This is a genomic window from Luteimonas vadosa, assembly GCF_039543545.1.
Lineage (GTDB): Bacteria > Pseudomonadota > Gammaproteobacteria > Xanthomonadales > Xanthomonadaceae > Luteimonas > Luteimonas vadosa.
This window is the reverse complement of the sequence record NZ_BAABJY010000001.1, coordinates 1,073,096-1,090,670: the sequence shown is the minus strand read 5'-3', so window position 1 is coordinate 1,090,670 and position 17,575 is coordinate 1,073,096. Positions and strand designations below refer to the sequence as shown.

Here is a 17,575-nt window from a genome sequence, read left to right as displayed (position 1 = left end):
GCTATTGCCCTCCCCCTGCGGCTGCTGCGGCGGCCGCCGCACTCTCCTGGGCCGCGGTTTCTTCCTCGTCCAGGTACCGGTACGTCTTGACCGTCCCTGCCAGTTCGAGCGGCGTGCCGTCCTTTATTCCGGCCGACGGATCCGTGGCCGCATTGCGCGGCCGCAAGGCGATGTCGTGCATGGTCATGATCACCACGCGCGGAAGCGATGCCACGCCACTGACGAACGCGCCGAACTGGTGGTAGCTGCCCACCATCCGCAATGCGATCGGCTTTTCGGCGTAGAACTCCTTCGGTGATTCCGGCCCGGGTTGGAACAATTCGTTCTGGATGCCGGTGGCCAACGCCGTCTGCGAAATGTCGACGATCAGGTCCGGCATCTCGGTCTTGCTCGGGAGCTGGCGCAGCATCTGCTGCAGTTGCTGCTCCATCTGCGCGAGCTGCTGCTTCAGCGGTTCGAGGTTGGCCGCCTTGCCCTGTTCATTCACGAACTCCTCGCGAAGCGTGGCCTCCTGCCGCTCCAGCGCTTCCAGCTCATCGCCCTTGTCCCGGGTGAAGAACCACCACAGCAAGCCGAGCAGCACCAGGCCCAGCAGTGCGGCGGCGCCGAACTTGTATTCGCGCGGCCAGGCGCCGGTGTTGTTGAAATCCAGGTCCCGGAGCGAAATCTTCCTCTGGTTCATGGCGCGGCTCCTGGTGCGGGCTCGGCTGCCGGTGCAGTCTCGTCGGGCACGCCGTCGCCGTCCTCGTCCTTGGGCGCATTGGGATTCGCCAGCTGGACCGCCAAGGTGAAGGTGTAGGGCAAGCCGGCGATTCCGTCCCTGGCCTCGATGATGGAAAGATCGGGTTTGGTCATCCAGCCCGATCCCTCAAGGTTACGCATGTAGGTACTGACGCGGGCGTTCGACTGGGAGCGCCCGGTGAGGGTCAGCTTGGTGCCCTCCTGCTGGATCGAGGTCAACGTGACGCCATCGGGAATGGTGCGCACCAGCGAGTCGAACAGGTGGACCATCTGCGAGCGGTTGGCCTGCAGCTCCTCGATGACCTCCTTGCGGGCCAGCAGGCGGGCCTTCTGCCGCTCCAGCTCCTCGATTTCCTTGTTCTGGAGCTTGACCTGGTCGATCTGCTGCTGGACGTACGCGTTCCGCTCGCCCTGCCCCTCGATCTGGGCGTTGTAATACCCGTTGACCAGGAACCACAGCACAACGCCGGCCACCGCCCCGATCCCGAGGATGATGCCGAACTCCTTCTGTCGCTGCCTGCGGCGCTCCTCGCGCCACGGCAGGAGATTGATCCGTGCCATCAGTCGAAACTCCTCAAGGCCAGGCCGCAGGCGATCATCAGCGCCGGTGCATCCTGCGCCAGGGCGTGCGCCTGCACGCGGGAGCCGAGCGTCATCTGCGCCAGCGGGTTGGCGACCACCGATTGCACGCCCAGCTGTTCCTCGACCATCTCCGAGACGCCCGGGATGGAGGCGCAGCCGCCGGCGAGGACGATCTGGTCGACGCGGTTGAATTCGCTGCCGGCGTAGAAGAACTGCAGCAGGCGGTTGATCTGCTGGACCAGCGCCTCCTTGAACGGCTCCAGGACCTCGATTTCGTAGCTTTCGGGCAGTCCGCCCTGGCGCTTGGCCAGGCCGGCCTCCTCGTAGCTGAGCCCGTAGCGGCGCATGACCTCGTCGGTCAGCTGCTTGCCGCCGAAGACCTGCTCGCGGCTGTACAGGCTGCGGCCATTGCGCAGGATGTTGAGCGTGGTCATGGTCGCGCCCACGTCGACCAGCGCCACGATTCCGTCGCCGGGCAGGTTCAGGGTGCTGGCCAGCAGCGCGAAGGCGTTCTCGATCGCGAAGGCCTCCACGTCCATCACCCGCGCGGACAGGCCGCCGAGTTCCAGCGCGGAGGCGCGCATCTCGACGTTCTCTGAGCGCGAGGCCGCCAGCAGGACCTGGACCATCTCCTCGTTGCCGGGCATCGGGCCCAGCACCTCGAAGTCCAGGTTCACTTCCTCGATCGGATAGGGGATGTAGTTGACCGCCTCGAGCTCGATCTGGGACTCCATCTCGTCGTCGTCCAGGTCGCCGGGCATGGGGATGATCTTGGTGATCACCGCCGAGCCCGCGACCGCGGCGGCGGCGTGCTTGGCCTTGCTGCCCGAGCGCGCCATGGCGCGGCGGATGGCCTCGCCGACCGCCTCGACCTCGACGATGCTCTTCTCCACCACGGCATTGGGCGGAAGGGGTTCCACGGCGTAGTGCTCGACCCGGTACCGGTCGCCGTTGCGCGACAGCTGCAGCAGCTTCACCGCTGTCGAACTGATGTCGACCCCGACCAGCGGCGCCTGACTCTTTGTGATCAGTCCCACGATTTCTCCCCTTGTCACGGGCGTTTACACGCGCTTCGTGCCCCGGTGCATTAAATAACGGAGTTTTCACCGGAAGGCAACCTTCGATCTCCCGGAGCGTGTTGCAGCGCACTGTTCAGGAACGCCCGGAACGCCGCGATGCGCCTCGGGAAGTCGACGGATCAACCTCTATACTTGCCGGCCCCGCTGCCTCCCGGCCAGGTCCAAGTCGCCCATGTCCCGATTCCGCCGATTCCTCCGTTGGACGTTCCTCGGGATCGCCGCCGTGGCCATCCTGGGCGCCCTGGGGCTGGGAACGCTGTACCTGGTGGTCTCGTCCAAGCTGCCGGACGTCCAGAGCCTGCGCAACGTGGCGCTGCAGGAGCCGATGTACGTCTATGCCCGGGACGGGCGCCTCATGGCGCTGTTCGGGGAGACGCGCCGCTACCCGGTGGAGATCGGCGAGGTCCCGGAGCGGATGAAGCAGGCTTTCATCGCCATCGAGGACAACCGCTTCTACGAGCACGGCGGCGTCGACTACAAGGGCGTGGCGCGCGCGATCTGGCTGCTGGCCACGACCGACGACAAGCGGGTTCCCGGGGGGTCGACGATCACCCAACAGGTCGCGCGCCAGTTCTACCTGAGCTCCGAATACAGCTACACGCGCAAGCTCGCCGAGATGCTGCTGGCGATGAAGATGGAACGCGAGCTGGAGAAGGACGAGATCTTCGAGCTCTACCTGAACAAGAGTTTCTTCGGCAATCGCGCCTACGGCATCGCCGCGGCGGCGGAGTTCTACTACGGTAAGTCCCTGGACAGGCTGAGCCTGGACGAGGTCGCCACCCTGGCCTCGATCCCCAAGTTCCCCTCCAGCGGCAATCCGATCACCAACCCCGAGCGGGCGCGGATCCGCCGGAACTACGTGCTGCAGCGGATGCGCGAACTCGGCTTCATCAGCGCGGCCGAGGAACGCGCCGCGCAAGCGGTCGCGATGCACGCGGCCCCGCACGAGCGCCCGGTCGAGGTCCATGCCCCGTACGTGGCGGAAATGGTGCGCCAGGAAATGATCGCCCGCTTCGGCGGTGACGTGCTGACCAAGGGCTACCACGTCACCACCACCATCGACCCGGCCCTGCAGGCCGCCGCCGACCTCGCGGTGCGCGACGGGTTGCGGACCTACGACCACCGGCACGGCTGGAACAAGGTCGAGCAGACCTTTGAACTGGCCGAAGGCGAGGATGCCGCTACCGCCAGCGCCCGCTTGCGCGGGATCCCGGCGCAGGCCGGGCTGCTGCCGGCGATCGTCCTGCGCAGCGGCAACGGCACCGCCGACGTCGTGCTGGCCAGCGGCACCACCCTCACCCTGGACGCGGCGTCCAGCCGCTGGACCGGCCGCACCCCGGGCGCCCTGCTGACCCGCGGCGACCTGGTGCGGGTGCGCCGCATCGAACCGGAGACGAAGGAAGGCGAAACGCCCGGTCCGGCGGCGAAGCCCACCTGGCAACTGGACCAGCTGCCGCGCGCACAGTCGGCCCTGGTCTCGATGGAATACGACACAGGCGCCCTGCGCGCCCTGGTCGGCGGCCTCAGCTTCGCCGGCCAGAAGTTCAACCGGGCGACCCAGGCCCGGCGCCAGCCCGGCTCGAGCTTCAAGCCCTTCATCTATTCGGCCGCCTTCGAGCGCGGCTTCAACCCCGCGTCGATCGTGCTCGACGCCCCCGTGGTGTTCCGCATGCGGCGTGGCCAGGAATGGCGGCCGCAGAACGACGACGGCCGGTTCCTGGGCCCGATGCGGATCCGCGAGGCGCTGGTGCGCTCGCGCAACCTGGTTTCGGTGCGCATGCTCGACGCCATCGGAGTGGACTATGCCCGCCGCTACATCAGCAATTTCGGGTTCGACGAGGCCGAACTGCCGCCCAACCTCTCGATCGCCCTGGGCACGCCCTCGTTGCGACCGCTGGACATCGCCCGCGGCTACGCGGTGTTCGCCAACGGCGGCTTCCGCGTCACCCCCTGGTTCATCGACGTGGTCCGGGACCGCGACGACAAGATCGTGTTCAAGGAGAACCCCCCGATCGCCTGCCGAGGTTGCACCCGGCCCGGGGGCACCAGCCAGGCCGCAGCCCAGGTCGTCGATGGCTTCAACCTCGGCCCTGCCGCGCCCCCGCCCGCGGCCGCGGCGGACGCGACCGCGGAATCGGGCCCCAAGCCTGCCGCCACGCCCCCCGCCGATGCCGTGATCGCCCCGCGCGCGATCGACGAGCGCATCGCCTACCAGCTGGTCTCGATGATGCGCGACGTGGTCCAGCGGGGCACCGGCACCGCGGCCAAGGTCCTCGAGCGCGAGGACGTGGGCGGCAAGACCGGCTCGACCAACGACCACCGCGACGCCTGGTTCTCCGGCTTCGGGGGCAACGTGGTGACCTCGGTCTGGGTCGGCCGCGACGACAACCGTTCGCTGGGCTACCGCGAGTACGGCGGCAAGGCCGCGCTGCCGATCTGGATCGACTACATGCGTGTCGCGCTCAAGGACGTGCCCTTGGCCAGCAACGAGCCGCCGCCGGGGATGATCAAGGTCGCCGTGAGCGCCAGCGGCCGCTTGCTCCCGACCGAGTCGGACGGTGGCCTGACCGAGTACGTCAAGGCAGAAGACCTGGAACGGATGGAGAGCTACGTCGACTACGGAGAGGAAGACGCGCCGGCCGAGGAAGCCTACGACATCTTCTGAGGCGCCCCGCGCCGGGCCCCTACGCACCTCCCGCCCCTGCCGGCAGTCACATTGACGCCGCGACCGGATCGGCTACTCTCGGGACAGGCTCCGAGCGGGGGATCGCGATGCACCGTGCCCACCAGCATGCCCAGACCCGGACCCGCGAACGCCGCCGCAGGCTGGCCCACGAGGCAGCCCGGCTGATGGCCGAAGGCGGCATGCGCGACTACCACCAGGCCAAGCTCAAGGCCGCCGACCGCCTCGGGATCTTCGACGACGCGTCCCTGCCGAGGAACCGCGAGATCGAGGATGCCTTGCGCGAGTACCAGAGGCTGTTCCTGGGCGAGGCGCAGGCCTCGGAACTGCGGACCCGCCGCGAGGCCGCGCTGCGGGCGCTGGAATTCTTCGCCCAGTTCAGGCCGAGGCTCGTCGGCCCCGTGCTCGACGGCACGGCCGGCGCCCACGCCCCGGTGATGCTCCAGCTGCATACCGACGATGCCGACGCGGTGCCCCGCTTCCTGGCGGACGCGGGGATTCCCCACGAGGCCCGCAGCCGGCACCTGCGGCTGGACCGCAACCGTGACGGCGATTTCCCGGTCTGGCTGTTCTCCGCCGAGGACCTGGCATTCGATCTCACGGTGCTGCCGCTCGACATCCTGCGCCAGGCGCCGCTGTCGGGCATCGACGAACGCCCCATGCAGCGGGCGTCGGCCACCCAGCTCCGACGCCGCCTGGCCGAAGAGGAGATCGCCGAATACGAGCTGCAGGGCTGACAGGCCGTGCAACGAGAAACGCCCCCGGGCGGGGGCGTACGTGGCGGCCGCAATCCCGGCCCCGAATGGGCCCGGGCTAGCGCCGGTCGATGCCGACGTAATCCCGGGTCCGCGCACCGGTGTAGATCTGCCGCGGCCGCCCGATGCGGAACTCCGGGTCCGTCTGCTGCTCCAGCCAGTGCGCGACCCAGCCCGCGGTGCGGGCGATGGCGAACATCACGGTGAACATGTCGGTCGGGATCTTCAGCGCCTTGTAGATGATGCCGCTGTAGAAATCGACGTTGGGATAGAGCTTGCGCTCGACGAAATAATCGTCCTTCAGCGCCACCTCTTCCAGGCGCATCGCGACCTCGAGTAGCGGGTCGTCGACCCCGAGCTCGTCGAGCACCTTGTGGCACATCTCGCGGATGATCTTGGCGCGCGGATCGAAGTTCTTGTAGACACGGTGCCCGAAGCCCATGAGCCGGAAACCGGATTCCTTGTCCTTCGCCCGGTCGACGGCGGACTGGACGTTCTTGGCGTCCCCGATTTCGTCGAGCATCTTCAGCACCGCCTCATTGGCGCCCCCGTGCGCGGGCCCCCACAGCGCGGCGACGCCGGAAGCGACGCAGACGTAGGGATTGGCGCCCGTGGACCCGACCAGGCGCACGGTCGAGGTCGAGGCGTTCTGCTCGTGGTCGGCGTGCAGGATGAACAACAGGTCCAGCGCCTTGGCCGCGACCGGGTTGAGGACCAGCGGTTCGCTGGGCACCTCGTACATCATGCGCAGGAACCGCTCGACGTACTCGACGTTGTTGCGCGGGTAGCGCAGCGGCCAACCGACCGAATAGCGGTAGCACGCGGCCGCGATGGTCGGCACCTTGGCGATCAGGCGGATCGCCGCCAGCCGGCGCTCGTCGGGGTCGTCGTAGTCCAGGTCGTTGTGGTAGAAGCTCGCCATCGACCCGAGCATGCCGACCAGCATCGCCATCGGGTGCGCATCGTGGCGGAACCCCCCGAGGAAGTTCTTGAACGCCTCGTGCATCATCGTGTGGTGGGCGATCTTGTGGTCGAAGTCCGCGAGTTCGTCCTTGCTGGGCAGCTCGCCGTGCATCAGCAGGTAGGCGACTTCCACGAAGCTCGACTGGTCCGCGAGCTGCTCGATCGGGTAGCCCCGGTACAGCAGCACGCCTTCGTCGCCATCGATGTAGGTGATCGCCGACTTGCAGCTCGCGGTCGCCGCGAAGCCGGAGTCGTAGGTGAACAAGCCCGTGTGCCTGGGCAAGCCGGCGATATCGATGCAGTCGTTGCCCAGGGTCGGCTTCAACACCGGGAGTTCGACGGACGTGTCGCCGGCATGCAGGGCGACGTGATCGATGGCGGAAGTCTTGGAACCGGGCACGGACACACTCCTCATGGCCTGCTGCCCGGCCGCGGCGCCAGGGCGCGATCGGCGGGCGTTTTGGGATGACGCGATGCACCATTATCGCATAGCGATTTCGCGCGAACGCCCGCCAGTGCCATTCCAGCCTCGCGCGCACGGTGGACCGGAGGTCCGGGCGCGACTCGCGACCGCCGCCCCGTCCGTCAGTCCATCGTGCTTGGCTCGCATCGCTTGCCGGGGCGACGCCCGCGCACAAACGCCGACGGCCGCACTAGGCGGCCGTGGGTTGGAAACGGGATCGGGACCTGGTGGTCATCCCGGCCATGCACGCGGCATGCGGTCCGGGATGGCGGCTTCCAAGCTTACTTCGCGTAGCGCTTGCGGAACTTGTCGACCCGGCCGCTGGTATCCATGATCTTGTTCTGCCCGGTGTAGAACGGGTGCGAGGCCGAGGAAACTTCGACCTTGATCAACGGATACTCGTTGCCGTCGTCCCACTTCACCTTCTCGTTGCTGGTGAGCGTGGAGCGGGTGAGGATCTTGAAGTCCGAGGTGACGTCCTGGAACACGACGTCGTGGTAATCGGGATGGATGTCGGCCTTCATGGCGGGCACCGGTTTCTGCAGGGAAAGAGCGGCATTTTATCCTTCCGGCGGAGACCGGCGCAACCCGGGACTGGACCGGCCCGGGGCGGGGCACCCCCTGGCGCCCCCAGCGGGACCTAGCGGGCCGCCAGGGCCCGGGCGATCAGCGCCTCGAAGCGGCCCTGGTCGTATCGCTGGAGGATGTTCGCCCCCCCTGCCCCGGTACCGTCGTCATCCCGGTCGACCCGGGTCAGGCCACGCTCCGGGCCATCCCCCAGCACGACCGCCAAGGGGTGGCGGGCGGTCTGGACGGCCCCCTCGGGGGCCAGGGCGAACGCCATCGCCAACCCGTCGGCGGAGTGCCAGTGGTCGCCGCGACGGTCCGCCGACCACGTGCGGGTCTTCCGCGAAATCCCTTCGTAAAACCTCGCCGTCGCGCCATCGGCCTGCAGCCAGTGGTCGACATCGCGATGGTGCAGCCCGTGCGCGAGCGTCGCCTCCCAATCGCACAGGTCGTAGGCGGGAAAGGCGCGGAAAACCTCGTCTGCGGCCTCCGGGTCGAAATAGACGTTGAACTCCGCCACCGGGGTGATGTTGCCCTGCCCGGTCACCGCGCCTCCCATCACCACCAATCGACCGATCCGCCGAGGCAGCGTCGGGTCCAGCCGCAACGCCAGGGCAAGGTTGGTCAGCGGGCCCAGCGCCACCAGCAGGAGGTCGCCCTCGTGGGCATGGGACAGGCGCACGATGGCTTGAGCCGCGTGCTCGGCTTCGGCCTCGCGCTGCGCCGGCGCGTAACCGATGTCGCCGAATCCATCCTTGCCGTGGACATACGCCGCATCCGGCGCGGCGTGCACCAGTGGCCGGTCCGCGCCGGCGAACACGGGCACGTCGCCGCGCCCGGCGACTTCGCACAGCTTCAGCGCGTTCGCCACGGTGTGCCGCAGGCCGACGTTGCCGGCGCAAACGGTGAGGCCGACGACGTCGTGCGCGGGGTCGTTGAATGCCATCAGGATGGCGAGGGCATCATCCACGCCGGGGTCGGTGTCGATGAGCAAGGGGATCTTGGCGGGCATCGGCGGATTATGCCCGTCGGCTCCACCGTCATGGCGCTTCCGCGCGTCCGTCCCTGCACCACAGCGTGAGAAGGACCTGATGACATCGCTTCCAGACCCGCGGGGGCTGGAGAAGACCTTGCCGATTCCTAAGTCACGGAAGAGAGGACAGCGACAGCAACCGATGCTAGGCGCTGGCGTAGCGGGCGGCGCTGCCGATCCAGCGTTCGACCAGGCGGTCGGCGACGTCCGGGGCTTCCCGCAGCAGGCCCTCTCCGAGGCGGTGTACTGCCGGCAGCAGGTCGGCATCGCGCGCGAGGTCGGCCAGCCGGAACGCGGCGAGCCCGGTCTGCCGGGTCCCCAGCAACTCCCCGGGACCACGCAGCTCCAGGTCCTTCTCGGCGATCACGAAGCCGTCGCTCGTCCTGCGCATGGTCTCGAGCCGCTGCCGCGCCATCGACGCCAACGGCGACTGGTACAGCAGCACGCAGCTCGATGCCTCGCTGCCGCGGCCCACGCGCCCGCGCAACTGGTGCAACTGGGCGAGCCCGAGGCGCTCGGCGTTCTCGACGATCATCAGCGAGGCGTTGGGGACGTCGACGCCAACCTCGATCACGGTGGTCGCAACCAACAGGTCGATGCCCCCGTCCTTGAAGGCGCGCATCGCCGCCTGCTTTTCCCCCGCCTTCATCCGCCCGTGCACCAGGCCGACGCGCACCCCCGGCAACGCTTCGCGCAGCGCGTCGTAGGTCGACTGCGCGGATTGCGCGACCACCTCGTCCGACTCGTCGATCAGGGTGCAGACCCAGTAGGCCTGGCGGCCACCGGCGCAGGCGGTGCGGATGCGCTCGATCAGTTCCGGCCGCCGCCCCGCCCCGAGGACGACGGTCTGCACCGGGGTCCGTCCGGGCGGCAACTGGTCGATGGCGGAGACGTCGAGGTCCGCGTACGCCGCCATCGCCAGCGTGCGCGGAATCGGCGTGGCGGTCATCACCAGCTGGTGCGGCACCCGGTCGCCGTCGGCACCCTTGTCGCGCAGCGCAAGCCGCTGGTGGACGCCGAAGCGATGTTGCTCGTCGACGATCGCCAGCGCCAGGTCACGGAAGGCGACCGCCTGTTGCATCAGCGCGTGGGTGCCGACCACCACCTGCGCCTCGCCACTGGCGACCTGCGCCAATGCCGTGCTGCGCGTCCGGCCGGTCACCTTGCCGGCCAGCCATGCCACCTGGACGCCCAGTGGCTCCAGCCAGGCGCGCAGGCTGGCCAGGTGTTGTTCGGCCAGCAGTTCGGTGGGCGCCATCAGCGCCGCCTGCCGGCCATCCTCGACCGCGAGCATCGCCGCCAGGGCAGCGACCACGGTCTTGCCGCTGCCGACATCGCCCTGCACCAGCCGCAGCATCGGGACCGGCCTGGCCATGTCGGCACGGACCTCGTCGAGCACGCGCAACTGGGCGTCGGTCAGGACGAACGGCAAGGTCGCCTGCAGGCGCGCCGCCAATGCCCCGCCCGCCAAGGGACGCGCGCCCTGCGATTGCAGCGCGATGCGCTGGCGGCGCAGGCTCAGGTGGTGCGCCAGCAGTTCCTCCAGCGCCAGGCGCCGCTGCGCCGGATGCACGCCGGCCGTCAGAGCGGCGATATCGGCGTCCGCGGGTGGACGGTGCACCGTCAGCAAGGCCTCGCGCAGGGTGGGCAGCGCGCGCGCCTCCAGCGCGTTCGCCGGCAGCAATTCGAGGGCGTCGGCGTCCGGCAGGCGATCCAGCGCCAGGCCGATCAGCTTGCGCAAGGTCGCCGGGCCGATGCCCTCGATCGCGGGGTAGACCGGATCCAGGCGTTCGCCGAGTGCCTCGCCATCGGCCCCGTCGAGCAGGCGGTAGCTCGGGTGGACGATCTCCAACCCATGCTGGCCCGGCCGCGGCGTGCCGTAGCAGCGGATGCGGGAACCCGGCACGAACTGCGCCGCCTGCGCGGCGCGGAAATGGAAGAAGCGCAACACCAGGGTGGACAGGGAGTCGTCGCCGATGGCGACTCGCAGCGTCGGCCGGTAGCGGAAGCCGCGCTCGACGGCTTCCACCCGCCCTTCGACCTGCGCGGCGACGCCGGCCTGCAAGCCGCGGATCGGCGTCAGCCGGGTGCGGTCCTCGTATCCCTTGGGCAGGAGCAGCCAGAGGTCCTGCAGCGTCGCCAGGCCGCGGGCGGCGAGCTTCGCGGCGACCTTGGCCCCCACGCCCGGGAGGGTCGTCAGGGGCGCGTGGCCCGCCGGCGCGAGCGAAGGCGAGGCGGGTGGAGTCGCCGATCGCGGGGCTTTCCGCACCGCCTAGCGGGTCACCATGACCGCATCGACCTCGAACAGCGCGCCCTTGGGCAGTGCCGAGACTTCCACCGTCGAGCGCGCCGGGTAGGGCTCGGAAAAGTACGCGCCCATGACCGTGTTGACCACCGCGAAGTCCCCCAGGTCGGTCAGGTACAGGCCCAGCCGGACGATGTCGTCCATCGAACCGCCAGCCGCCGCGCAGACTGCCTGGAGGTTGTCGAAGGCCCGTCGCGCCTGGGCCTCGACGCCGCCTTCGACGAGCGCGCCGGTCGCGGGGTCGAGCGCGATCTGGCCTGAGAAATACACGGTCTGGCCGGCGCGGACGGCCTGCGAATACGGGCCGATGGCGGCGGGCGCCTGGTCGGTGGCGACGGGTTGGCGGGGCATGGTCGGTGGCTCCGGTGCGGATGCGGGGACGAACGCCGAGTTTAAGCGCGGATGGTCGGCGCCGCAGCGGCACGCACTTGGGGGGCGCGGCTCTAAGCGGACGTCATCCCGTCCGGCGCCGGCCGCCGCTCATATCCGCTGCACGCCATGGACCACGGCGAGCCGGCGCGTCCGGCGGATCACGTCCTCGAGGTGGTTCAGGTCGCCGACCTCGATCGAGAAGCGGATCGCGGCCACGTTGGCATCCCGCTCCAGGTACTCGACCCCGTCGATGTTGGAGTCGGCCTGCGCGATGGCGGCGGCGACCTGCGCCAGCACGCCCGGTCGGTTCTCGACCTCGATGCGCAGGGCCACGTCGTAGTCGCCGGTTACGTTGCGGTCCCAGCCGATGGTGACCCAGCGATCCGGCGACTTGCGGTACTCGGCCACGTTGGCGCACTCCACGCGGTGCACCACCACGCCCTTGCCGGTGGTGTGGTAACCCATGATCTCGTCGCCGGGAATCGGCAGGCAGCAATGGGCGAAGGTGATCACCCCGCGCTCGTTCCCGGTGATCAGGATGTTCTCTCCCGGTCTCACCGGGCGACTGCCATCGGCGGCCTCCGGCGCGTGGTGGAGCAGGACCGACGCGACCTGGGCTGGCATGCGGTTGCCCAGGGCGATGTCGGCCAGCAATGCCTCGAGTCGGGGGTAGCGATGCTCCGCGAGGTAGGTGTCCAGCAGCGCGGTGGGCAGGCGCTCCAGCGAGCTCTGCTGCTCCTCCAGCGCACGGTCCAGCATGCGGTGCCCCAGCTGCACCGCGTCCTCGTGCTCGATGTGCTTGAGCTGGTGGCGGATCGCCGTGCGCGCCTTGCCGGTGACCACGAACTCCAGCCATTGCGGCTTGGGCAGCGACGACTTCGCGGTGATGACCTCGACCTTCTGCCCGCTGGCGAGCTTGGTGCGCAACGGCACCAGCTGCCGGTCCACGCGCGCGGCGACCGCGTGGTTGCCGACGTCGGTATGGACCGCATAGGCGAAATCCAGCGCCGTGGCGTTGCGGGGCAAGGACATGATCTCGCCCTTGGGCGTGAACAGGTAGACCTCGTCGGGGAAGAGGTCGACCTTGACGTTTTCCAGGAATTCGAGCGACGAGCCCGCCGCGCGCTGCGATTCGAGCAGGTTGGCGATCCAGGAATGCGCGCGCACCTGGGCGCTGTTGGGGGCATCGCTGCCGTGCTTGTACGTCCAGTGCGCGGCGATGCCGCGCTCGGCGATCAGGTCCATTTCCTCGGTGCGGATCTGCACCTCGATCGGCGATCCGTACGGACCGAACAACACCGTATGCAGGGACTGGTAGCCGTTGGCCTTCGGGATGGCGATGAAGTCGCGGAAGCGGCCATCCAGCGGCTTGTAGACCGAGTGCACGACGCCCAGCGCGTGGTAGCACTCGGGGACGCTGGACACGATGATGCGGAAGCCGAAGACGTCGGTCACCTGGTCGAAGGTCTTTCCTTCCGAGCGCATCTTGTTGTAGATGCTCCAGGGGGACTTGACCCGGCTGACGAGCCGGTAACCAAGCCCCTCCTTGGTCAGGCGCTGCGCCAGCTGCGCCTCGATCTTGGCAAGCGACTCGCGCCGCACCAGCGGTTCGCTGCCGATGCGTTGCTTGAGGACGCGATGGCGCATCGGGTGCAGCGCCTGGAACCCCAGGTCCTGCAGTTCGGCCTTGACCATGTTCATGCCCAGCCGCTGCGCGATCGGCGCGTAGATCTCCAGGGTCTCGGCGGCGATGCGACGCCGTGAATCGGATTGCAAGGAACCCAGGGTGCGCATGTTGTGCAGGCGATCTGCGAGCTTGATCAGGATCACGCGCAGGTCTCGGGCCATCGCCAGAAGCATCTTGCGGAAGCTTTCGGCCGCGGCCTGTTCGCGATCGCGGAAGTGCAGCTTGTCCAGCTTGGTGACGCCGTCGACCAGGTCCGCCACGGTCTCGCCGAACTGTTCGGCCAGCGCCTGGTGGGTGAGCCCGGTGTCCTCCAGCGTGTCGTGCAGGATGGCGGCGACGAGGGTCTCGGCATCGACCTTCTGCTCGGCGAGCACCTGCGCCACGGCCACCGGATGGGTGATGTACGGCTCGCCGGACTTGCGGACCTGTCCCGCGTGGGCGACCGCGCCGACCGCCCAGGCACGCCGCAGCTGTTGCCGCTGGGCGTCGTCCAGGTAGCCGGCACTGCGCTCCATGGCGAGCATGTAATCAGGCACGGATTCGACGGCGGGGCCGTCGGCTGTCGCGCTGGAGGATTCGCCGGGGATCATGCCCCCGAGCCTACGGCGAAACGGCGGGCATGGGGAGGGGCGGGCGGATCACGCGACGGGGGCGGCGCCCCGGCAACCGCTGCCGCGCCGGCGTAAAAACGCGACGACCCCGCCAGGGCGGGGTCGCGGGACAAGCTGCCGGGCGTTCATGCCGCGGCTGGACGGGTCAATCGTCGCCCTTGCCCAAGTCGTCGTCGGCAACCACTTCAGCAGCGGCCCACTCCAGCGCCTCGCGCTCCTTGCGCTCGCGCTCCATCTTGTCGACGGCATCGATGAACGGCTGGTCGATGCGCCGCGCTGCGATCTCGCGCAAGGCCAGCACGGTCGGCTTGTCGTCGTTCTCGCTGTTGTCCAGCTGGGGATCGACGCCATTGGCGAGTTGGCGCGCGCGCTTGGCGGCCATCATGACGAGTTCGAAGCGGTTATCGACCACTTCCAGGCAGTCTTCAACGGTAATGCGGGCCATGGGGCTCCCGGCGGCCGGCAGGCCGTCGCTCTTGAGGAAAGGGGGATGCGGATTCTATGGGACCCCGTGGGCAGAAAGCAAGCATCTGCCTTGAAAATCAAGCGCTTGCAGCGGGAAAGGTGCGATTCCCGCGCCCGCTGGCGCCGGCGACCCGCCCATTCCGTTCCCACCTCCCCGCGCTGGCGTGCCGAACGCGGCCCGCCGGGGCACCCGTCGTGCAGGCTCAGTCCGGGACCAGCAAGGCCGCGATCAGGTCCGCGTGCCGCGATGCCTGCGCCTCGCGTCGCAGGCGGCTGGCGGCGAAGATCGCGCACATCTCGCCGACGGCGGTGTCGAAATGCTCGTTGACGATGACGTAGTCGAACTCGTCGTAGTGCGACATCTCCTCCCGCGCCGCGGCCAGACGGGCCGCCATCACCGCCTCGCTGTCCTGGCCGCGCTTGCGCATGCGCTCGAGCAAGGCCTCGCGCGACGGCGGCAGGATGAACACGCTGACCGCCTCGGGCACCTGCGCACGGACCTGGCGCGCGCCCTGCCAGTCGATCTCCAGCAGCACGTCGCGTCCGGCGGCCAACTGCGGCTCCACGGATTGGCGAGCCGTCCCCTTCCAGTCGCCGTGCACCAGGGCATGCTCGAAGAAGTCCCCCGCATCGATCATGCGCTGGAACTCCTCCCGGCCGATGAAATGGTAGTGCTCGGCGTGCCGCTCGCCGGGGCGGGGGTCGCGCGAGGTGAACGAGATCGACAGGCAGATGTTCGGGTCGCGCGCCAGGCAGGCGTTGACGAGGCTGGATTTCCCGGCACCCGAGGGTGCGGCGACGATGTAGAGGGTTCCGCGCATGGGTCGGTTGCTCGGCATGGGTCGGGCGATCGGGAAGATGGAGCCGGTTCGGCGGCGACCCCGCAATGCTACCGCTTATCCCGTCGCCGCCCTTCCCCGGCTATTCAATGTTCTGCGCCTGTTCGCGCACCTGGTCGACCAGCACCTTCAGTTCCACCGCGATGGCGGTGGTGCGGGCATCGACCGACTTGGATCCCAGCGTGTTGGACTCACGGTTGAACTCCTGCAGCAGGAAATCCAGCCGCCGCCCCGCCGGTTCCGGCTGCCGGAGCACGCGACGGATCTCCAGCACATGGCTGTCCAGGCGATCGAGCTCCTCGTCCACGTCGAGCTTCTGCAGCCACAACACCAGTTCCTGCTCGATCCGGCCCGGGTCGGCGGGCTGCGCCAGTTCGGCAAGCCGCGCATCGAGCTTGGCGCGCTGCCCGGCGCGGATCTCGGGCATCAGCGCACGCGCGAGGGCGGCCTGGCGTTCGATGCCGTCCACGCGCTCGTCGATCGCGGCCGCCAACTGCGCGCCTTCGCGTTCGCGCGCGGCGATGAAGCCGGCGATCACTTCGTCGAGCAGGGCCATCGCCTCCGCCTGCAGCGCGGCGGGGTCCCCGCTTTCGGACTGGAGAACCCCGGGGATCGCCAGCAGGCTCGCGAAATCGGTGCCGAGCCCCGGGAAATCGGGCTCGATCCGCCGCGCGATCGCGCCCAGCTGCGACAGCAGGCCCTCGTCGACGCGCAGGGCGTCCGCGCCTTCCGCCGGTCGCAGTCGCATCGACAGGTCGAGCTTGCCGCGCGAGACGCGCGCGCCGATCCGCCGTCGCATCTCGGGTTCGAGCACGCGAAGGTCTTCGGGCAGGCGCGTGCCGATCTCGAGGAAACGATGGTTGACCGCACGCAGTTCGCAACCCAGCGTGCCCCAGGGCGTGGTGCGCTCGCCGGCGGCGAAGGCGGTCATGCTGCGGATTGGCATGGAGACTCCTGCAGGGTCGAACCGGGTGGAAACACATCCAGGCTCGACATTGGCGGACCCGGGTTCGCGCGGCATCCGCGATCGGGCGCCGGGACCGCGATGGTAAACTCGCGCGCCGATTCCACGGTAAACCAGACATGTCCGATCCGTCACGCCCCAGCGGCCGCGCCGCCGACCAGATGCGCGAGGTTCGGATCGAGCGCGGCTACACGCGCCATGCCGAGGGATCGGTGCTGGTGAGCTTCGGGCAGACCCGCGTGCTGTGCACCGCCAGCGTCGAAAACCGCGTCCCCGGTTTCCTGCGGGGCAAGGGCGAAGGCTGGGTGACGGCCGAGTACGGCATGCTGCCGCGCGCGACCCATACCCGTAGCGACCGCGAGGCGTCCCGCGGAAAACAGGGCGGGCGCACCCTGGAGATCCAGCGCCTGGTGGGCCGCAGCCTGCGTGCCTGCGTCGATCGCGGCGCGCTGGGCGAACGCACCATCACCCTGGATTGTGATGTCCTCCAGGCGGACGGTGGCACGCGCACCGCGGCGATCACGGGTGCGTACGTGGCCCTGGTCGACGCCGTGCGCTGGCTCCAGGCCGGACGCCAGATCAAGCAGGATCCGATCCACGGCGCGGTCGCGGCCGTGTCGGTCGGCATCCATCGCGGCGTGCCCGTGCTCGACCTGGACTACGACGAGGACAGCGCCTGCGACACCGACATGAACGTCGTGATGAACGACGGCGGCGGCTTCATCGAGCTCCAGGGCACGGCCGAAGGCCACGCGTTCCGGCGGGATGAGCTCGACGCCCTCCTGGTGCTGGCCGACAAGGGCATCGGCGAGCTGCTTGCCGCGCAAAGGGACGCACTGGCGCGATGAGGCGGCTGGTGCTGGCTTCCGGCAATGCCGGAAAGCTGCGCGAGTTCGGGGAGCTGCTGGCCGGTTCCGGCATCGCATGCGTGCCGCAAGCCGAGCTGGGCGTGCACGACATCGAGGAAACCGGCCTCAGCTTCGTCGAGAACGCCCTGATCAAGGCGCGCCACGCCGCCCGCCAGACCGGACTGCCCGCGCTGGCGGACGATTCCGGCCTCTGCGTGGATGCGCTCGAAGGCGCCCCGGGATTGCTGTCGGCACGCTACGCCAGCGTGCATGGCAATGCCGACGCCAACATCGACAAGCTGCTTGCCGCGCTCGAGTCCGTGCCCGACGACAGGCGTGGCGCCCACTTCCACGCGTCGATCGTGCTGCTGCGCCACGCGGAGGACCCGCAGCCCATCATCGCCGAAGGCCGTTGGCGCGGCAGCATCCTGCATTCGCGCCACGGCCAGGGCGGATTCGGCTACGACCCGGTGTTCCAGGTTCCCGGGTACGACTGCAGCGCGGCCCAGCTCGAGCCGGCGGTGAAAAACAGCATCAGCCATCGCGGCCAGGCCTTGGCGATCCTGGGGCAGCGCCTGTCCGAAGCGGTTTAGTCAGTGTCTTTGGCAATGCGACGAG

General features: G+C 69.0%; 16 protein-coding genes. 4 read left to right on the top strand and 12 right to left on the bottom strand.

Annotated elements, in window-relative coordinates; all coding sequences use genetic code 11:
* Position 1: 1 nt before the first annotated feature.
* Genes ABD970_RS04935 through ABD970_RS04925 form a run of 3 tightly spaced genes read right to left on the bottom strand, consistent with a single transcriptional unit; the run spans position 2 to position 2,360 of the window.
* Positions 2–682, bottom strand: a complete 681-nt coding sequence (locus ABD970_RS04935; protein ID WP_345294366.1) for a type IV pilus inner membrane component PilO — start codon at positions 680–682, stop codon at positions 2–4.
* Complete coding sequence (locus tag ABD970_RS04930) at positions 679–1,302, bottom strand: PilN domain-containing protein (RefSeq protein ID WP_345294365.1); 624 nt, start codon at positions 1,300–1,302, stop codon at positions 679–681. The genes ABD970_RS04935 and ABD970_RS04930 overlap by 4 nt, the downstream gene beginning before the upstream one ends.
* Positions 1,302–2,360 carry a pilus assembly protein PilM gene (locus tag ABD970_RS04925; protein ID WP_345294364.1) on the bottom strand — a complete coding sequence of 353 codons (1,059 nt, stop codon included), beginning with the start codon at positions 2,358–2,360 and terminating at the stop codon, positions 1,302–1,304. The genes ABD970_RS04930 and ABD970_RS04925 overlap by 1 nt, the downstream gene beginning before the upstream one ends.
* Positions 2,361–2,574: 214 nt before the next feature.
* Here ABD970_RS04925 and ABD970_RS04920 point away from each other — a divergent pair, with 214 nt between their 5' ends.
* Positions 2,575–5,067: a penicillin-binding protein 1A gene (locus ABD970_RS04920; RefSeq protein WP_345294363.1), complete on the top strand. Its 2,493-nt coding sequence runs from the start codon at positions 2,575–2,577 to the stop codon at positions 5,065–5,067.
* Between the two features lie 107 nt (positions 5,068–5,174).
* The gene (locus ABD970_RS04915; protein WP_345294362.1) at positions 5,175–5,822 is read left to right on the top strand and encodes a hypothetical protein; all 648 of its coding nucleotides are present in this window, start codon (positions 5,175–5,177) and stop codon (positions 5,820–5,822) included.
* 76 nt (positions 5,823–5,898) lie between these two features.
* On the opposite strand, the gene ABD970_RS04910 is transcribed toward ABD970_RS04915, so the two are convergent.
* From ABD970_RS04910 to ABD970_RS04870, 9 genes are all read right to left on the bottom strand, one after another.
* Positions 5,899–7,203 (bottom strand): citrate synthase, encoded by a 1,305-nt coding sequence (locus tag ABD970_RS04910; RefSeq protein ID WP_425563038.1) that lies wholly within the window; start codon positions 7,201–7,203, stop codon positions 5,899–5,901.
* A gap of 344 nt (positions 7,204–7,547) precedes the next feature.
* Entirely contained in the window at positions 7,548–7,790 is a 243-nt protein-coding gene (locus ABD970_RS04905; protein ID WP_345294360.1) for a type B 50S ribosomal protein L31, read from the bottom strand.
* 116 nt (positions 7,791–7,906) lie between these two features.
* A complete protein-coding gene (locus ABD970_RS04900) occupies positions 7,907–8,845 on the bottom strand; it encodes a nucleoside hydrolase (RefSeq protein ID WP_345294359.1) in 939 nt (312 codons plus the stop codon).
* A 166-nt stretch (positions 8,846–9,011) separates the two neighbouring features.
* Positions 9,012–11,135, bottom strand: a complete 2,124-nt coding sequence (gene recG / locus ABD970_RS04895) for an ATP-dependent DNA helicase RecG (RefSeq protein WP_345294358.1) — start codon at positions 11,133–11,135, stop codon at positions 9,012–9,014.
* Positions 11,136–11,138: 3 nt separating this feature from the next.
* Entirely contained in the window at positions 11,139–11,522 is a 384-nt protein-coding gene (locus ABD970_RS04890) for a RidA family protein (RefSeq protein ID WP_345294357.1), read from the bottom strand.
* Positions 11,523–11,651: 129 nt separating this feature from the next.
* A complete protein-coding gene (locus tag ABD970_RS04885; RefSeq protein ID WP_345294356.1) occupies positions 11,652–13,820 on the bottom strand; it encodes a RelA/SpoT family protein in 2,169 nt (722 codons plus the stop codon).
* Between the two features lie 166 nt (positions 13,821–13,986).
* A complete protein-coding gene (gene rpoZ / locus ABD970_RS04880; RefSeq protein WP_345294355.1) occupies positions 13,987–14,286 on the bottom strand; it encodes a DNA-directed RNA polymerase subunit omega in 300 nt (99 codons plus the stop codon).
* Between the two features lie 223 nt (positions 14,287–14,509).
* Positions 14,510–15,127, bottom strand: a complete 618-nt coding sequence (gene gmk, locus ABD970_RS04875; RefSeq protein ID WP_345294354.1) for a guanylate kinase — start codon at positions 15,125–15,127, stop codon at positions 14,510–14,512.
* Between the two features lie 100 nt (positions 15,128–15,227).
* Positions 15,228–16,076, bottom strand: coding sequence for a YicC/YloC family endoribonuclease (locus tag ABD970_RS04870; RefSeq protein WP_345294565.1), 849 nt, complete (start codon positions 16,074–16,076; stop codon positions 15,228–15,230).
* A gap of 152 nt (positions 16,077–16,228) precedes the next feature.
* Here ABD970_RS04870 and rph point away from each other — a divergent pair, with 152 nt between their 5' ends.
* Together rph and rdgB are read left to right on the top strand one after the other, a co-directional pair.
* Positions 16,229–16,957: a ribonuclease PH gene (gene rph / locus ABD970_RS04865; protein ID WP_345294353.1), complete on the top strand. Its 729-nt coding sequence runs from the start codon at positions 16,229–16,231 to the stop codon at positions 16,955–16,957.
* Complete coding sequence (rdgB, locus tag ABD970_RS04860; protein ID WP_345294352.1) at positions 16,954–17,550, top strand: RdgB/HAM1 family non-canonical purine NTP pyrophosphatase; 597 nt, start codon at positions 16,954–16,956, stop codon at positions 17,548–17,550. The genes rph and rdgB overlap by 4 nt, the downstream gene beginning before the upstream one ends.
* Positions 17,551–17,575: the final 25 nt, after the last annotated feature.